The organism is Martinezella sp. CNPSo 3732 (genome assembly GCF_057784515.1).
Map to the genome: position 1 here is coordinate 209,410 of NZ_JBXSOO010000001.1, position 19,036 is coordinate 228,445.

The window sequence follows — 19,036 nt, forward strand, 5'->3', positions numbered from 1 at the left end:
CAACCAAAGGATAGGTAGAGATAGGGGATGCGGGATGACGGCTTCGTTGCAATCCAATTTGTCATGGTCGGCGCATGCGCGCTCGGCCTTGAAGAGCGCCGCACAGACGGCCGCTCAAGGGCTTTCGCCACTGCGTCTGGCCAGAGGGCGGCTCAACTATCTCCTGCCCTTTCCACGGCGGTTTACGGGCGCCTATGACACCTATCAGGCTGCCATGGCTGCCGCCCGCAGGCAGACGATGGCCGGTTACGATCATGATGAGATCGCAACCGTCGCCTTCGCCAAAATGTGCGAGGTGGCGCCCTGGGACTATCCGGTGCTGTTCTGGATTCGCAATTTGCTGCACGAGATCGATGGCCTCGTCGATGCGGGTGGTCACATGGGCACGAAATATCGGGCCTTCCGTCCTCTGCTGCCGTTCGACGGCGCTTTTCGCTGGGTCGTCTATGATCTGCCGGCCATCGTCCGCGCCGGGCGGAGCCTTGCCGAGAAGGAAGGCCTGACAAGCCTGTCCTTTGTCGATCGGATCGCAGACACCGGCGAGATGCCATTATTGCTTGGATCGGGGCTGATGCAATATCTCGATATGCCGCTATCCGGACTGCTATCGCAAATGCCCTCCCGGCCGCAGCACTTGATCCTCAACAAGGTTGCGCTCCGCAAGGGCAGCGCCGTCGTCACGCTCGAGCGCATCGGCAAGTCCTATGTCCCCTACCATATGCGCAACGAGGCGGACTTCATCGACGATATCGCAAGGCTCGGCTACAAGCAGATCGACCGCTGGTCCATCCCCTCCTTGTCGCACGCCATAGACACGCACCCGGAACTCGGCCGCAGCGAGAGCGCCGGCTTCTATTTTCGGCTGGGCTAGGATAATTCCAGGAAAAGTGCGTAGCGATTTTCCGTCGGGAATTACGAAAAAAGGCCAAAGCATTTTCGCGATTCGAGCGGAAGGTCCTAGCCGTGATGGAGCGATAGGTCCGCTTCGCTTTGATGATGCGGTCTGTGCAATTGCTTGGACGCGTGTCGTTGCTTGAGGTGATCGGCAAGGCGGATGGACAAGGCGAGCAGCATCAGCGTCGGATTGGCGTGGCCCGGCGTCGGAAATACGGAGCTGCCGGCAATGAACAAGCCATCGATGCCGTGAACCATGGCGTCGGTATTGACGACGCTCGTTCGCGGATCGGTTCCCATGCGGGTGGTGCAGGAAGGGTGAGCCATATCCATGAAGACGGGCAGGGTGTTCTCCCTTGCCGCAATCCAATCCGGCAGCACTGGCTGTGGTAACCCAACGCGAACGAATTCGTTCGAGATCAATCCTGCAAGTCGTTTGACGCTGGCTATTTCGCGTTGACCGATTTTCCAGTTGACCCGCGGCAATGGCTGACCGAAGCGATCGCGCTGCTGCGCGAGCATGATACGGCTTTCGGGATTGAGCTGTTGCTCGACCATGACGTCGAAGCGCAATTCCGTCGAGCGATGCGGCAGGCCGCGCTTGCGCACGAGGCGTTCGTAGAGTCCGGAGGTGATCATATCAGCCGATCTCGCGACCGTCGCAAGGTCTCCCATGACGGTCTTACCTGCGCCCTTCGTCAAGCGCTTCAGCGCCGCCCAGGGATCATCCCGAGCATGAAGCTGCACCGGATAGGCGGCGCAGTTGGTAAGGCCTTCGTGTGCCTGAATTTCGGGGCTTAAAGACAGGCCCCTGAGATAGAAATGCGTGCGCCCGCCATGACTGAGGCCATAAAAATTGAAATGCCGCGCGATCGCGTCGATGTCGCGTCCTGCGAAGCGGCAGAGCGATGTGCGGGGGTGATCACAGAGATAGCGGCCGACAACATCATGCCTGTTGCCTATGCCCGCCGGCAGCCGGGAATTGGATGCGAGCAGCAGGCGTGCATTCTCGACGCCCCCGCCGCAAAGAACGATCGTGTTTGCACGGACCGTTGCGCTGCGTCCGATGGCGCTCCGGAGATTGAGGGAGGTCACCCTGCGGCCTTCGCTGTCGGCATTGATCTCGGTCACCGTGGCATGCGTCAGAAAACTTATGTTCGCGGCCGTGATATCGCCAGCAAGCCGGGCAAAGCGTGTCGGCTCGGCACGCGGATGGCGCATGTGGCTGAATTGCCAGAAGAAAGGCTTGAGGAGCCGCTTGTCCAGACCGAGATCGTCCGGGCGTGAATGGAGCAAAGCAAAAAGGCGTTCATCGTAGAGGTTCGGCCCGAGGTTGAGCAGTTTGCCGGCGCGATCGAGAGCGGGCAGCAGTTGCTCGCGATCGATCGGCCAGCCGGAGAGCGGCAGCCAGGGCCGGTTCAGGAAATCGATGTCATCGAAGGCGGCGCATTTGCCGATCCAGGTGTGGCTGCTGCCGCCAAGCAAGCGATTTCGAAGCTCGAATGCGGGAACATCATTCAGCCACGCCAGTTTGCCGGTATAGCCCCGCCCTTCGGGCACGGCATTCGCCGAAACGAATGGCTCGCCAATGTTCTCGACGGAATTCAGTGCCTGGATTTCCGCCTCGTAATCCTGACCGCCGCTCTCGATGACGAGGACACGAATGCGAGTATCGGCAAACTCGCGGGCGATCGCTATTCCGGCAGGTCCGCCACCGATAATCGCAATATCGGCATGTATTTCAATCCCTTCCGGCATAGATCTCAAGTCACTGGTTATCATGATCGTTTTCCCGCTCGTTTTCCCATTTTTTACCAGCATCGCGAGCGTGCGGATAACTGTTCGATTGGCATAGGTACGCGCGATATCTACCGATTTCGGATAGGTGATCTGATCGGTTCCGGCGGCTTTTTCAGTCGGAAGTCCATGCTGAAAATGCGTCAATCACAGGCTAGGCTCTCCAGCAAATGCCGAGTTTCCTGGGAGCGAAAATCATGGCCAAGGTGGGGTTACGGGAGTGGTTGGCGCTCGCGCCGGTATTTGCCTCGGGCAAATTGGCACGCTACAGCGACGAGACCGGCGGCCCGCTCGGGCGCTTCGAATCCGATTTTTCCACCAAGTTCGGTGTGCGCCATACGTTGGCGACGAGCAGCGGAACCGGCGCCCTGATCTCGGCGCTGGTTGCCGCCGGTGTCGGTCCCGGAGATGAAGTGCTCGTGCCGGCCTATACCTGGATTGCAACCGCTGCCGCTCCACTGGCGGCCGGCGCGGTGCCGGTCCTGGTCGATATCGATCACACGCTCACCATGGATCCGCAGGACATCCTGCGTAAGATCACGCCGCAGACGAGGGCAATCATCCCCGTCCACATGTCGAACATGGTGTGCGATATGGACAGCATCATGCGCATTGCCCGCGAGAACAATCTCGTAGTCATCGAGGATGCCTGCCAGGCTGTCGGATTGCATTATAAGACCAAGCGGGTCGGTACGATCGGTGATTTCGGAGCGTTCAGCTTCAATCAGTTCAAGAACATCAATTGCGGGGAGGGTGGGGCCGTTGTCACCAACGACGCGCGGCTCTTTGCGCGCGCCCGGATGTATCACGACATCGGCTCCATGTTTCGCGGCCATCTCGACAATGCCAACGAGCCGCCCATGCTGGGGGTGAATTTCAAGGCGAGCCAGATTCAAGGCGCCATGTTGAACGTGCAGTTGAAAAAGCTTGATCCGATGATTGCCCGCATGCGTGAGCGCTACGACGTGATGAGCGAAATCTTCGCCAAGAGCGCGCAGATCATGGTGGGACCTCACAACGATATCGGCAATGCGGCAGGCCTCCACGTCATCTTCGAGACCTCGGACGAAGCCAAGCGATTTGCCGAGGAAAACAAGCGCGGTGTCTATCGGCTCTTCGATTCCAGCCGCCATGTCTATACCAACTGGCAACCTGTTTTGCAGCAACGCACCGGCCATCCGGCGATGAACCCCTTCCACTGGACCGATCGGAAGATCGAATACACGCCGGAACTTTGCGCGCAGACACTCGATATCCTAAAGCGCAGCTGCCGTATCAGCCTTGGAGAAAACTATCCCGTTGCGTTGGTCGCCTATATGGCGAGGCGGATGTCGCGGCAGGCCAAATCGAAGAACGCCAATCTCCTATACGCAACGATCTGACATGGAGAATATCGGGCCTGACACAATCGATGTCTGGCACTGGAAGCTGGACATGCCGTTGCCTGATCTCGGCATGTACATCACTTTGCTGTCGCTCGACGAATGCGTTCGGACCATTCGCTTCGTCCATGATCGCGACAGGCATCGTTTCGTCGCCGCTAGGACCGGGATGCGGGTGATCCTCGGGCGCTATCTCGGCATTCCGCCACGGTCGATAGGCTTCGACTATGGTGACAACGGCAAGCCTTACGTCGCGATCGGCGGCGCTCGTCCCATCCATTTCAATCTCAGCCACAGCGCCAACCTGGCCGTGCTTGCTGTTTCCGATCGTTATGAACTCGGCATCGATATCGAGGAAATTCGGTTCCTGAAGGAAGACATTGCGAAATGGTTCTTCTCCCGCAAGGAGTATCAGACGCTTCGATCTCTGCCGGCTGATGGCTATCTGGATGGTTTCTATCGCTGCTGGACGCGCAAGGAAGCGTTCATCAAGGCCCATGGTGCCGGCTTGTCGCTGCCGCTCGATAGTTTCGATGTCGCGTTCGACAGATCGAAGCAATCGCGATTGGAGCGGCTGGAGGGGGATGAGGATGCACCGCAAAACTGGGCCATTCTGGAGCTTGCGACACCGGCCAACTTCGCTGGTGCCGTTGTCGCCTCGACCGGCGGACACCAAGTATGCCTGCGGTATCGCAACGGAAATATCAGTCAGATGGTCAGCCGCGCATCGAGAATGTAGCGCCCGTCGGCGGCGTCGAAATGATGGCAACCATGGAGCCCGGCCTTGAAAGCCGGGGTAACGGTGCGGATGCGGCGCTCGCAATAGTCGTCGAGCGTGAGTTTCTCGATCTCCATGATGTTGAGAGCATAGCCATAAATGCCGTATGCATTGTGCTGCGAGGGCCGCAAGAGCCTGCCGCCACGTTCGAAGATGCGCCCTGCGCCTCGTGCCTCGGTGCTGCCGATGACGACCGGATTTCGCTTGTGGGGTCTTATGCCTGTGAGCGCTGGGCCGTCGACCTCGAACAGATAGAGCTCGCTGCAATGGTCTTCATAGGTATGGAAATCCGACAGGTTGGTGAATAGCCACCATTTGCCGCCATGGCGGATCAAGACGCTATCGGCCGGCGATTGACCCTCGAAAGCCGTGGCATGCAGCTCCCATTTCAGCGGAAACTCGCGGCAGCGCCAGACCTCAAGCCGCCGTGCCTGATGCGTTTCCGGTATCATGAAGATCTGATCGCCATCGCGAAATATGAATGGATAGGAGAGATGGTAGGGGCGCTCCAGCGCTACCCCGACCTGTGTGAGCGCATCGCCGTCGAAACGGCCGACCGCGATATGCGCCTTGCGGTCGCCGTGGGAATAGGCCTCATAGAACAAATAGCATTTGTCATCCTCCTGAAACAGGAATGGATCGGCCTTGATGCTGTTATCGGAAGGTGGGATTTCGACCGCCTTGCTTGGATCGAAATCATCGATGTGACCGTGTCCCGTATAAAGCGTCCATATGGCCGACTCGGCGCGGAGCCTCGCCCTGATCGATTTGAATGCTTTGACCGAGACCGATCCCGCGACGATGCAGCCGTAGCGAAAGAGGTCGCCCAGCGATGGTGCCTGATCGACGGTCGAGCTGGAGAAGGCGGATGGGTTGAACCGCCTGGTGTCGGCGAGCCGCGTCAGTTCCCGCAGCAGAAGGGTAACGCTTCGCTCCCGCACGAAAGCACTCAATCGCGCTGCACTGGGCTTGATGTTGAATGACGCCCGCGCAATCTCGAATCTGCCAGCTTTGCCACCGCACTTGGCATAGAGGATCAGATCGGCAGTCGGCGCACGGGCAAGGACCTCGGCATAGCCGTACCAATCCACATCCGCCGATCGCCGGTCGGAGAGATTGAAGGCCCATTCTCCGAATGGGAGAGCCGCGATCGCGTCGTCGGCCATGCTCATTGGAACCATGCGGATGACGAGGTCCAGCTTCAGACGGCGCAGCGATGCCGCAGTGATGTTGTCGGGAGTGCCTGCCTTGTCTCCATCGGATTCGTAGCAGTCGATAAAATGACGCCGGCTATTGAAATGTTTTGGCAAATAAGTGGGTTGACGTGCAAGAGCCTGAGTCTCCAGTCGCGCACTCCAGGACAACAGCTTCGATGCCTTGCCGTCGCCGAACGGATGAGGATGGGGCAGCACGGCTGCAAGCTCCAGACCCGGGGCGGCCAGAATTCGGTCCAGGATCATCAGCTCCCAGGTTTCGAACGCATGTCCGCGCCCGACGAGAATGCCGACCTTCAATGGCTTGGTCTCGTTCATGACTGTTTCCTCTATGGCTCGACCATTTGCCGGGCGTGATTGCGGGGCATCGGCGGCTACCTAAGGCAATTCCAGGAAAAGTGCGCAGCGGTTTTCCATCCAGAATTGCGTGCAAACAAAGAGATAGAGCGATTCAGATACTCTATGAAAAGCTGAACCGCTCTAGTCGTCGGTGAGTTTTCCCGAGAGCGTCGACGCCAGGTCGCGGATACCGTTGCTGGTCAGCGAATCCTCGTGCCAGCCGTCGATATCGACCACCATGCAGTCCTCTCCGACCGCCTCACCCCATCCAAATCGCATTTTGCGCGCCCGAGGATGCGTCGCACTGCTTCGAAGCAGAACGACGCTCTCATCCTTTGTCTGCGGCGGCCTATAGCGACGTGCTGCCGTCACCAGCAATTTCGTAACAGCCTCGTTCGCCTCCTCTTCGGGTGAGTATTGACCGGCCTTGACGCCGAAGATCCTCAGAAGCGCCAGGGAGACTTCGAACTCCTTGAGATAATCGATCAGCCGGATACGGCGGGACAGCAGTTTCCGGGTGAAATAGGCAAGACGCTTGCGCCGCCGTTCCCGGTGCCATCGGGCTTGCTCCCGCTTGGGCAAAGAAGCGAAATAGCCTGGAGCCCAGGCATCGATGATGGCCGTGACGCCGACATTCATGCCTTTTTCGCGCAGCTGCCGGCTGATTTCCATCGCAAGGACGCCATTGACGCAGAGTCCGACGATGGCAATGCGGCCCGCGGCCTTGTCGATCTGCATGGCATCGATCGCGTGGCCGGCGATATCCTCGATGCTGAGACGGTCCAGACCGCCCGTCAGATCCGCATGGAACATGTTGACGTTGTAGACCGAGATCTCGTCGGGCAATTCGTTGGCAAGACGGTAGTACAAGAACGGATGGTTGAGGGTATAGACCGTCCCGGTCCCCATCCCATGTTTGCAGGTAATCAGCTCCCATGGGTTTACTGCTTTTTCCCGCGGTTTCTCGATCTCCTCGCTGTTGAAGATCGCAGCTGCAAAGCCCGCAAACGTCGGCTGTTTGAATAGAAGCTGCAATGTCGGGCTTGCATCGAATCTTGCGCGTGTTTCCGATAGTAGCCGGAGCGCGAGGAGCGAGTGGCCACCAAGCGCGAAGAAATCATCATCCGGGCGTATTTGCGGAACCTGTAGGACTTCCTTCCAGATTTCAGCAAGCGCTTCCATTCGCGTATTCGGTGGCGATTTGCCTGTGACGGCGCCATCCACCGACGCAATCTTGGCGGAAGCTGCCAGGTGCCGCCGTTCCGGCGCAACGAGCGAAGAAAGCGGCGCCTCAGGGCGATCGAGAGCAATTTCATAAGCGTTCCTCCATAGTTGCAGGAGGCTTTCGATGGTGCTGGCTTCGAACAGATCGGCATTGTATTCGATCGACATGCGCCAGCCGGTCGGCCGTCCGATCATGATGAAGCTGAGGTCGTAGATGACGCCGGGGGACTGCGAGGGTGAGCTGATCAGCTCGAAGCCGCCGTAGCGACGATCTTCGAGAAAGGCCTTCTGCAGATTGAAGTTGACCGAGATCAGCGGATTGCGCGCCGGATCGCGCACCGGATTGACCAGTTCCACGAGCTTGTTGAACGGCATGCGCTGATGGTTCAGCGCCCCCTCGATCGTCGCGCTGACGGAGCGAATATGTTCGGCAAAGCTGACATCGGAGCCGAAATCGAAACGCAACACCAGATTGTTGATGAAGACGCCGATCATATCCTCCAGATCGCTATGTTCGCGGCCGGCGATCTGCGAGCCGAAGAGCACGGTCGGAGCCTCGGTCAAGCGATGAAGGGCTGCGCTGAGGACGGCCGCGCCGAAACTATATTGCGACACGCAATGCGCGCGCGCGGCTGCATCCATGCGATCGGTGAAGGCGGGTGGCTGGACAATGGAGAGAATATCGCCGTGATTGGTTTTGACCTGACCGCGAGGCCGGTCGGAAATAACTTCAAAATAAGGGGCGCCGAGCAAAGTTTCGCGCCAGAAGGTTTTTTCCGTTTCGAAGCCGTAGCTCTGCAGATATTCCTGCTGCCAGAGGGCATAGTCACCATACTGCAAGGGCAGCTCGGGCAGGACAGGTGCGCGCCCCGCATCGATTGCGGCGGCTATTTCGCCGACCTCCCGCCCGAGGACACGGATCGACCAGCCGTCGAAGCAGCTCTGATGGGCCGTAATCAGCAGGAAGCCACGCTCGTTTTCCGCCATCAGCAGCGTGACGCGGAATAGGCCCGGCATGCCGAGATCGAAGGGCGCCTGCGCCGTCTCCTCGCCGATCGACAAGATCCGTGCCTGGCGCTGCTCCGGCGGCATGCCGCGCAGATCAATCACCGACATCTTGAAATTGACGTCGCTGACGGCCTGCTGGAAGGGCTGACCACTTTTTTCGATGAAGCGGGTTCTCAATATTTCATGACGCTGAATGATCTTTCGAAATGCAGCTTCGAGGGTCGCGACCTTGAATGAACCCCGGATTTCCCACCGGACCGCGACATTGAGCGCCGGGTTGCCGGGATTGAGCTGATCGAGAATCCAGCAGCGCAGCTGTGTCTGCGTACAGGGAAATTCGCCGATGATCTGCGGTTCGGCAAGGGAACCGCTTGGACTATTGTCGACTGTACTCATAGAGATGCCCCCAGGCCGCGGCGTGCGCCGTTACGAAAATCTCGCAGTGATGGAATGTGAAGCTGAACAGGATCGGACAGAGCTTCCGCCTGGTTGTCGGCAAAGGCTGCCAGCGCGGCAATCGTCGGATGACGCAATAGATGTTTTGCCTCGAGCGACAGCCCATTGTCGCGCATGCGGGCAGCGATGCGGAATATGGCAAGTGAATCGGCACCCAGCGCGTAGAGATTGTCGTCGATGCCGATGTCGCCAAGGTTCAGCACGTCCTGCCAGATCGCCAGCAGCCGTTGTTCCATCTCGGTTTTCGGCTGGACCTTGGTTGGCGCGGCACCACGCTGCGGCACGCCGCGCTGTTGCAAGGTCTTGCGGTCGAGCTTCCCGTTGCCGGTCTGCGGCAGCTCGCTTTCCATCACCCAGAAGCTTGGCACCATATGCGCCGGCAGATTGGCTTTGGCATGTGCCGCGATATCGGCTGCAAGTGCATCGCCGCCCTCCGCAGTCGGCACGATGTAGCAGACCAATGAACGATCGCCCCTGGCGTTTTCGGCGACGACGGTCGCACATTGGCGCACGCCTTCCACCTTGGAGATGACGGCCTCGATGTCGCCAAGCTCGATGCGGAAGCCGCGCAGCTTAATCTGCTGGTCACGCCGTCCGAGCAGCTGCAGCGAGCCGTCGGCAAGCCGCCGTCCGACATCGCCGGTCTTATAAAGCCGCATCGGCCTGCCGATGGCGAAGCAATGCGGGACGAAAGCCTTCTCGGTGAGATCGAGGCGATCGAAGTAGCCCTCGGCAAGCCCGTCGCCTCCGATGTGCAGTTCGCCGATGACGCCGACCGGCGCGATATTCTCGCTCTGGTCGAGGATGAAGAGCTGGGTGTTGGCGATCGGATGGCCGATCGTGATCGGCTGATCCGCATCGGTGATGCGCTGCAGCGACGACCAGATTGTCGTTTCAGTCGGGCCGTACATGTTCCAGAGCTCGCCGCCGATCTGAAGCAGGGAGCGCGCCAATTCCTTGGGCAGGGGCTCGCCGCCGCAGAGCATTTTCAGTGCCCGTCGCTCCTTTAGGCCAGCTTCGACCAGCATCTGCCAAAGCGTTGGCGTGGCCTGCAGCACCGTGGCATCATGTTCGTCGATGAGCTTAACCAGTGCAAAGCCATCCTGGACCTGGCTGCGGCTGGCGATGACGACCTTTCCGCCCGATATCAACGGCAGGTAGAGTTCAAGGCCGGCTATGTCGAACGAGATTGTGGTGACTGCGACAAGCGTGTCATCCGCACCGAAGCCGGGCTCCTTCATCATAGAGAGAAGGAAGTTCGTCAGGGAGCGATGCGAAACTTCGACACCCTTCGGCATGCCGGTCGAGCCGGAGGTGAAGATGATGTAGGCGGATGCGGTCGTGTCGACAGGCAGGGTCTTCAGGGCAAGGCCGGTCATCGAGTTGATCGCCTTGGCATCCTGATCGAGCCGGATAACAGGGATATCCGTCGCTGCGAGCCGAGCCATATCGTCGCTATCGCAGATCAGGCCGCGGATACGGGCGATTTCCAGCGTCTGCCGCAGGCGCGGTTCCGGATGTGCCGGATCCATCGGCACGTAGGTGTGCCCTGCCTTCATCACGGCAAGGAGGGCGACGATCATATTCAGCGAACGCTCGACCAATATTGCAATCCGCTGGCCGTGGTCGGGAAGCGCCATCTGGAGGTAGAGGGCCAGCTGGTTCGATCGGGTTTCCAGCTCACCGTACGTGATCGACTGGCCGTCATGTTGAGCGGCAACGGCATTCGGCTGTTCGGCTGCCTGTTTGGAAAAGAGCGAAAAGACGAATTGATCGTGATCGTAAGGCGCAGCCGTCCGATTGAGATCGTCGACCAGCCAGGACTTCTCAGCCGCGGAAAGCAGAGGCAGCTCGCCGATCCTGTGATCCATATCCTTGGCCAAGGCTGCCGCCAGTGTCGAGAAATGGCCGATCCATCGTTCCACGGTCGTGCGGTCGAAGACATCGGCGTTGTAGTCGACATCGATGCGGATGTGGTCGCTCGCCTCGATCATGTTGAAGAACAGGTCGAAGTTGGAGAAGGCCTTTGCGTTCGGCTCGATGGTCGGCGTTAGATCGCCAAAGGACGATCCGCCGGCCATGCGCTCGAGGTTGAACTGGATCTCGGTGAGCGGCAGGCGGCGTGGATCACGCTTGGTATCCAGTTTGCGCACCAGCGTGCCGTAGGTGTAATCCTGATGTTCAAAAGCCTGGAAGACGAGCTGCTGCGTTGCTTTCAGATGCGCCGCAAACGGCTCTGTCAGCGATACAGCTTGACGCAACGGCAGCAGATTGACGCAATGGCCGACGAGGATCTGACCGTCAAGCAGGCTTTGACCGGCCGAGGGAATGGCGATGACGATGTCATCCTGGCCCGATAGCCGTGATACCATCACCTGGAGGGTCGCCAGCAGCGTTGAAAATAGTGTGGCGCCCGACTTCGCCCCCCTTTTCTTCAGCGCCTTGTAGACCTCGGCGCCGATATAGCCGGTGCAGCTTCCGCCGGCAAAGCTGCGATATTCCGGCCGCGGGCGATCCAGCGGTAGATCGGGAAGATCGGGGACCGTCTTGAATTGGTCGAGCCAAAATTGCTCGGTCGCCTGCGATTTCTCCGGTCTGGGCGAAAGGTCGGTCGAATAGGTGGCAAAGGAAAGTGCCGGCTGGAATTCCGGAACATTGCCGGCCTTGTAGGCCTCATAGGCCGTCGCCAGCTCTTCGATGAAGGTATTGATAGACCAGCCGTCGCAGATGATGTGATGAGCCGTGAAGACCAGCACATGCTTTTCGGGTGCCAAGCTGATGATGCTGGCGCGGACAAGAGGGCCGTTGATCAGGTCAAAGGGCGTGTGAGCATCATCGTCGATGAGAATGGCGAGGCCTTGCTCATCGATGTCTTCAAGGAGCGGCAGCTCGAGCCTGAAATCCGGAATGAAGCGGAAAGACTCGCCGCTGCGGTCGAAGCGAATATGGAAGGCATCGTGACGCGCAATGACCGTATCAAAAGCCTGCCGGATGGCCGTCTCGTCCAGGGTTCCCTCCAGCGTCAGCGAGAAGGACTCGTTGAACGAACAGGAGGCTTCGTCGCCCGCCTGGGCTGCAAGCCATATTTCCGTCTGCGCTTCCGTCAGCGGTGCGGATTGCGGCCTTGCGACGGATGCCTCTACCGGCATTGGGGATAGGGTTGGCTCCTTAATCGCGGTGAATATGCCGACCGCCTGCATGGCATCGAGACTGTCGCGGAAGGCCTTTGCGATGAAGCGGAAGTCGTCCTCGCTGTGGGCTGTCGTCAGGAAGCAGGGGTAACCATCCTGTATATGTACGCCATTCAATCGCATCTGCGCATAAAACAGTGCGCCGAGCGGGTCCTGGCTGGAGAAGTCGGTGGCAAACCAGCTCTTGTAGCCGTGAACAACGTCGGCGATGCCGCGTCTGGCGAGATCGGCCCTGATCTCGGCAACCAGTGCCTCTGTTCGCTCGGCGACGCGGCCATAGAGGGCCGAACCCTCTCCCTGGATGTGATGCAACACGGCTTCGGCGGCGGCAAGCACCAGCGGATGACGGACGAAGGTGCCGGCAAAGAATGTCGGTGCCGTCATGGGAACGGAATTGTCGCCGTAAGTCCAATGGCCGCCGTCGAGGGCATCCATGAAACGCGGGCTGCCGACCAGCACGCCGATCGGCATACCGCCGCCGACGACCTTGCCATAGGTCGCCATGTCGCCTTTGATGCCCCAGATCGCCTGCATCCCGCCGGGATCGACGCGGAAGCCGGTGACGACCTCATCGAAGACGAGGGCGAACTCGGATTGAGTGGCGATATCGCGCAATTCTCGAACGAATTCGCGCGGTTGCAGTTCCGGATGACGGCTCTGGATCGGCTCGATGATAACGGCTGCTATATCGGTTGCATTGGCGCGGATGAAATCCAGGCTTTCCGGCGCGCCATAGCGCAGCACCGTCATGTTCGACACCGAGGCCAATGGAATGCCGGAGGCGACCGGCAGGGCAATTGGCTTGTCGGCGCGATTGCGGCCCTTGACCAGAACCTCGTCGAACTGGCCGTGATAGTCATTGGCAAAGACCACGACCCGATCGCGTCCGGTGACGGCGCGTGCAAGCCGCATCGCGGCCATGACCGCTTCCGAGCCGGTGTTGCAGAAGGTCACCCGTTCGTGGCCGGTCACATCGGCAATCATCTTGGCGACATCGCCGGCAAGTGGCGTCTGCGGACCGATGGCAAATCCGCGATCGGCTTGAGCCTTGACGGCGTCGATTACGAAATCAGGTGCATGGCCGAAGGCCGTCTGCCCGAAGCCGTTGACCAGGTCGACATATTGGTTGCCGTCGATATCCCAGATATGGGCGCCCTTGGAATGATCGCAAACGATCGGAAATACCATTTCCTTCCAATCGGCGCGGAAGCCCGATGCGGATCGGGGGTCGGCCAGGTATCCGCGATGCTCCTGCGTGAATGCCTTGGATTTGGCATTCTTGGTTTCATAGGCCTTGGTGAGATCAGTGATGAACTCCTGCTTGGCGACGGAAATCTCCGATGTCACGCTTTTGGCACTTGGACGATAGAGCTTGATGCGCTCGGTGCCGAAATCGCTTTCGACGGGAGCGGACGAGGGCTGGCTTGCCGCAGCTTGCGGCGCCGGCAAGTCGGGCGCTGCGGGTAAAACGGCCGATGCGGGAAGCCCGCTTGGTACGACGGTGGCCGGAGCACCGCCCTGCATGGCTTGCAACATCAGCAGTTGTTGGGAAAACAGTGTTTGTGCCATCTGGATCTGCGATTGCAGCACCGTGGCGAGATCTGAGGCCGCAGCTGGCATCGATGCGACTTGCGGAGCGGGCGCCGTCATTGGCACGGATGCCGATAGCGGCATGATCGGCATCGCCGCGGCGGCGATGGGAGAGGCCGCCGGCAACGGATCAGCCGTCTTCACCGGCTCGGGAGGCATTTGCTGATCGAGATGAACGGCCAGGTCGGCGACGGAAGGAATATCGCTCAGCAATTCCCGGAACGATATTTTGACCTTGAAGTCTTTCTCGATGCGCTGCGCGAACTGGCCGACGAAAAGCGAGTCGAAGCCGAGCTCCAGGAATGTCGCTGCCCGCTCGTCCGGCCCAAGCGTTTCGCCCGACATATCGCTGAGCAAGGTCAGAAGCGCTGTTTCCAATTGCGGCAGACGGTTGGAGGTGGGAATGGGTGCTGCAACATTCATTGCTCGATTCTCCTCAGTGAGGTTGACGTCAGAGACAAAGGGTTCGGCGATTGGCCGACTGTCTGTTTCGGCATTCGGGCGCTGGGTCGATGCGCGACGGCTGGGTGGCGGGGCATCGATCCAGTGGCGCTGCCGCTGGAAGGGATAGGTTGGCAGGGACAGCCGCTGCCGTGCGGCGGAAGGATAGGTTGGCCAGTTGAGACGGCAGCCGGCCATCCATAGCTTGCCATGAGCTTCGGCAAGAGTTGCCGCAGCGGCGGATGCCCGATCATGTTCGGGCAGGCTTTGTACGACCGCGGCAAGATTGTCGCGTGCGATCGTCTGTGCGGCAAAGACCGACAGCGTACGCCCTGGTCCCACCTCGAGAAGAACCGGCTTGCGGTCGCGGCAGAGCGTGGCAAGCCCGTCGGCAAAGCGAACGGTGTCACGGCAATGCATGGCCCAGTAATCAGGGGATGTTGCCAATTCGGCGGTCTGCCAATCGCCCGTGACCCCGGAGATGAAGGGGATGGTGGCCGTGCCGTAGGTGACCTTCTCGGTCTCCTGGCGTAGCGCCAGCGCTGCGTCATTCATCATCGCGGAATGGAAGGCGTGCGATGTGTGCAGCCGGCTAATGGCGATTTCAGCTTCCGAAAGTGCTGCGCAAACCGTCTCGATATCAGCAAACGGACCGGAGATGACGCAAAGTTTGGGGGCGTTGATCGCGGCGATCTCCACCGCGCCGTGCAGGTATGAGGCCGTCGTTGCGGCATCGGCACGAACGGATACCATCGCCCCTTGCGGCTGATGCTGCATCAACCGGCCGCGATTGGCCACGAGACGCAGGCCATCCTCGAACGAAATGACATTGGCGAGCGTAGCGGCAACGAACTCGCCAACGCTGTGACCGATCATGGCGTACGGCTTGACGCCGCGGCTGAGCCACAACCGGGCAAGCGCATATTCGACGAGATAGAGGCAGGGTTGCGCAATGCGGGTTTCGCGCTGCTCGTCGGTAATGGCCTGCGTCGCTGAGCCGGTGTGGCAGATGTAGTCGCGCAGATCGAGCCCGAGCGTCATCTTCAAAAGCTCGGAACCGCGGTCGATCCAGCGGGCAAACTCCGGTTCTGAGCGGTAAAGTCCAGCACCCATGCCGACATATTGCGCGCCTTGGCCGGGAAACATGAACGCGACGGACGGCTGATCGGCGGCGACGAGGGGCTGGTAGCTCTCCGTCGTCAGCTTGAGGATCGCTTCCTCGATATTTTCGGCAGCAATGGCCAGCCGGTGACCGAACTCACGTCGTCCGGTTTGAAGCGTGTGTGCCAGTTGCGCCATCGAAAGCTTCGGGTTTTCGGCGAGATGGTCGCTCAGATTGGTGCGCATCTCGGCAAGCGCCTGCTTGTTACGAGCCGAAAGGGGGAGAATGTGGGGTCCCTCTACCTCTTTCGACTGAGCCGGCGGGTAGGGAGGCTCCTCCAAAACGACGTGAACATTTGTTCCGCCTACGCCGAAAGCGCTGACACCCGCTCTTCTTGGCGCTTGTTCCTGTGGCCAATCGGTTGCCGTTGCCGGAATGTAGAAGGGGCTTTTCTCAAGATCGATGCGCGGATTGGGCTGCTGATAATTGGGCATCGGCGGGATTTTCCCGCTGCGCAGAGCCAAGGCCGTCTTGATGAGGCCTGTCACGCCGGCAGCCGCGTCGGTATGACCGATGGTGCCCTTGACCGATCCGAGCGCACAGCGGGCTGGCTCTGACGCATCCTGCGCGAAGGCGCGGGTCAATCCGTTGAATTCGATGGGGTCGCCGAGCGGCGTCGCCGTGCCATGGCATTCGATATAGCCGATGCTTGAGGGATCGACGGCTGCATTGGCGAGAGCCGTGGCAATCGCTTCGGCCTGCCCCTCCACACTCGGTGCCGTAAAGCCGACCTTGTCGCTGCCGTCATTGTTGATGCCATAGCCGCGAATGACCGCATAGATGTGATCGCCATCCTTGAGCGCGTCCTCATACCGTTTCAGGAGGACGACGCCCGCCCCGCTGGCAAAAACCGTTCCGGCGGCGTTGGCATCGAAGGGCCGGCAGGTTCCGTCGGGTGAGGCCATGCCGCCTTCCTGGTAGATGTAGCCTCGCTTTTGCGGAATGGTGACGGAGATGCCGCCGGCCAGAGCCATGTCGCAGCTATAGGTCAGCAAGTTCTGGCATGCTTGAGAAACCGCGAGGAGCGAGGTTGAGCAGGCGGATTGCACTGTGAAAGCCGGACCGCGCAGGTTGAATTTATAGGCGATGCGGGTCGCAAGCGTGTCGTTGAGTGCGCCGACAAGCTCATGAAAGCAGCCGATCTGGTAGTTCGATGTGAACTCTTCCGCTTTGGCGCGATCGCGCAGAACATTGTTGATCAGGTAAGTCGGCATCGAAGAGCCGGCGAAAACCCCGATCAGGCCGTCATAACGCTGCGGATCGTAACCGCCGTCCTCGAGGGCTTCCCAGCATATTTCGAGGAAAATCCGGTGCTGCGGATCGGTAACGGCGGCTTCGCGCGGAAACATGCCGAAGAACTCGGCATCGAACATATCGGCACCGTCGAGATGAGGCCTTGCGGCGACATAATTCGGCTGTGCCCGCTCCTCGTCGGTAAACGCGTCATCGATCTCATCCGGCGAGAAAAGCGAAAAGGCGTTCTTTCCTTCGAGCACAAGGTGCCAGAGCGCCTGCACCGAAGGGGCGCCGGGAAAGCGGCCGGACATGCCGATAATGGCGATATGCCCGGAAATTTGCTCGCTCAGGTCCTCATCGTCTTCGAAATCACGCTGATTGCCATTGTCCTGGTGATTCCCTTTCATAAGGAGCTCCTGCGGATATGAGAGATCGCCTTTTTCTGCAGCGCGGCGCGCTGAGCCGCGGCGGCAAGACGGGTTGGGCCGGATGTGCGGCCGTCCAGGTGAAGCGCCAGTTCGCGAATGGTCGGATGACGCAGCAACGCAACCACGTCGATCGCGTGACCGAGCGCCTCTTCGAGACCGGCATGAATTTCCATCAACTGAAGGGACGTGCCGCCGAGATCGAAGAAGTTCCGGTCGAGATCGACACCTTCAAGCGCCAATGCCTCCTGCCATAGCGTCGTCAGCAGTTCCTCCGTCCGGCTCCTGATATCTGCGGGCCTTGTTTGGGCTTCGACCGGAGGAGGCAGCAATTTCGAACGATCGACTTTACCGGCCGGCGTCAGCGGCAAGGCGTCCACGATGACCGTGGCATTCGGGATCATATAGGCGGGAAGAGCCGCGCGCAGTGTCGCCATGACGCCTTGCGCCAGATCGGCGCCAGCGCCCACATGGCTTTCCTTCGGGCATAGATAGGCAACGATGCGCTTGAGGTTCTCGCCCTGTACGTGGCAAAGCACGATGCCGTCGGCAAGGCGTGGATCGCGGCGGAGCGCGGCCTCGATCTCATCAAGCTCGATGCGCTTGCCGTTGATTTTGATCTGCCGGTCGCGGCGTCCCTTGAAGGCGACGGTGCCGTCCGGCTTCAGGCAGGCCACGTCGCCCGTCAGATAGAAGCGTGTCACGCCATCCTTGGTTTCGATGGGGACGAATTTCTGTTCCGTCAGTTCCGGCCGCTTGAAATAGCCGATGGCCAGGCCGTCGCCCGATATCGCCAATTGGCCTTCAATGCCGGAAGGAACGACCCGCAATTCCTCGTCCAATATCGCGATTCCGGTATGAGCGATTGCCTTGCCGATCGGCAGCTCGGTGCCCGAAAAACTCGGCAGAACCTGAAAAGCGGTGGCAAAGACCGTCGTTTCGGTCGGCCCATAGGCATTGGTGAGCCTGCAACCGGGATAGCGCTCCAGAAAGCGGCGAGCGTGAACGGCCGAGCCGACATCGCCTCCAAAGAGGATATGGCGAAGCTTTGGCAGGGTTGCGCGGGCATGATCGGCAAAGAGATTGAACAGCCCCGTCGTCAGGAAGGCGATAGTGATGCCTGTCTCCCGCATGAAATCGGACAGCCGTGAAATCGAGAAATCGGTATCGGGCATGACTGCCAAGGCGCTGCCGTTGAGGAGCGCACCCCAGATTTCGAGTGTCGATGCGTCGAAGGAGATGGTGGCCGTATGCAAGACGACGTCATTACGGTGGAAATCGATATAGTTCTGATCGAGAACGACCCTGGAAATACTGCGATGGCAGATCATCGTTCCCTTGGGCCGCCCGGTCGAGCCGGATGTGTACATGATATAGGCAAGATCGCCGCCCGTTATCTCGATGGACGGCATAGTCGCGCCGGGCCGGCGCGCCATTTCCGTGATAATGGCATCCGCTTCGATGACCCTGCCGTTCATGCTCGGCACGGCGGCCAGCTTCTCGCCATGGGCGGAGTCGACAAAAATGACCTTGGGAGCACATTCCGCGATGACGAAGTCGAGATGCTCCACGGGAAAGGCTGGGTCGAGCGGGAGATAGGCACCGCCGGCTTTCAGTATAGCCAGGGTACAAATGATCGCATTGACGCTGCGCGGCAGGAAGAGGCCGACAATATCGGCCTTGTGGACGCCTGCCTTCATCAAATGCAATGCCAGCGCATCGGATATGCGATCCAGGTCACGATAGGTGATGCGGATATCGCCGGAAACAAGAGCTGTTGCCTCCGGTACTGCTCTGGCCTGTTCGCGCAGCATCTGATGAAGGCAAAGATTGCGATCGTAATGCATGCTTGTTGCGCCAATTGCGTCTGCCTGCGCCTCGCGGTCAATCATTATCGCT

At 59.7% G+C, this 19,036-nt stretch carries 8 protein-coding genes; 3 read left to right on the forward strand and 5 right to left on the reverse strand.

Features of this window, described 5'->3' with window-relative positions; all coding sequences use genetic code 11:
* Positions 1-34 precede the first annotated feature (34 nt).
* Positions 35-871, forward strand: coding sequence for a methyltransferase, TIGR04325 family (locus tag AC13RM_RS00915; protein ID WP_095438404.1), 837 nt, complete (start codon positions 35-37; stop codon positions 869-871).
* An 86-nt stretch (positions 872-957) separates the two neighbouring features.
* Here AC13RM_RS00915 and AC13RM_RS00920 read toward each other — a convergent pair whose 3' ends face one another.
* Entirely contained in the window at positions 958-2,676 is a 1,719-nt protein-coding gene (locus AC13RM_RS00920) for a GMC oxidoreductase (protein ID WP_440477655.1), read from the reverse strand.
* A gap of 212 nt (positions 2,677-2,888) precedes the next feature.
* On the opposite strand from AC13RM_RS00920, the gene AC13RM_RS00925 reads away from it, so the two are divergent.
* Together AC13RM_RS00925 and AC13RM_RS00930 are read left to right on the forward strand one after the other, a co-directional pair.
* Positions 2,889-4,073, forward strand: a complete 1,185-nt coding sequence (locus AC13RM_RS00925) for a DegT/DnrJ/EryC1/StrS family aminotransferase (RefSeq protein ID WP_113229255.1) — start codon at positions 2,889-2,891, stop codon at positions 4,071-4,073.
* Positions 4,074-4,125: 52 nt separating this feature from the next.
* The gene (locus AC13RM_RS00930; protein ID WP_488554433.1) at positions 4,126-4,812 is read left to right on the forward strand and encodes a 4'-phosphopantetheinyl transferase family protein; all 687 of its coding nucleotides are present in this window, start codon (positions 4,126-4,128) and stop codon (positions 4,810-4,812) included.
* Here AC13RM_RS00930 and AC13RM_RS00935 read toward each other — a convergent pair.
* The 4 genes from AC13RM_RS00935 to AC13RM_RS00950 all read right to left on the reverse strand — a co-directional run bounded on the left by AC13RM_RS00935 (position 4,782) and on the right by AC13RM_RS00950 (position 19,029).
* Positions 4,782-6,383, reverse strand: coding sequence for a glucosamine inositolphosphorylceramide transferase family protein (locus AC13RM_RS00935; protein WP_488554434.1), 1,602 nt, complete (start codon positions 6,381-6,383; stop codon positions 4,782-4,784). The two genes, AC13RM_RS00930 and AC13RM_RS00935, sit on opposite strands and share 31 nt — an antisense overlap.
* 162 nt (positions 6,384-6,545) lie before the next feature.
* Positions 6,546-9,032 carry a condensation domain-containing protein gene (locus AC13RM_RS00940; RefSeq protein WP_488554435.1) on the reverse strand — a complete coding sequence of 829 codons (2,487 nt, stop codon included), beginning with the start codon at positions 9,030-9,032 and terminating at the stop codon, positions 6,546-6,548.
* Positions 9,029-17,119, reverse strand: coding sequence for an amino acid adenylation domain-containing protein (locus AC13RM_RS00945; RefSeq protein ID WP_488554436.1), 8,091 nt, complete (start codon positions 17,117-17,119; stop codon positions 9,029-9,031). Before AC13RM_RS00945 ends, AC13RM_RS00940 begins: the two co-directional genes overlap by 4 nt.
* Entirely contained in the window at positions 17,116-19,029 is a 1,914-nt protein-coding gene (locus AC13RM_RS00950) for a non-ribosomal peptide synthetase (protein ID WP_440477651.1), read from the reverse strand. Before AC13RM_RS00950 ends, AC13RM_RS00945 begins: the two co-directional genes overlap by 4 nt.
* Between the last annotated feature and the right edge of the window lie 7 nt (positions 19,030-19,036).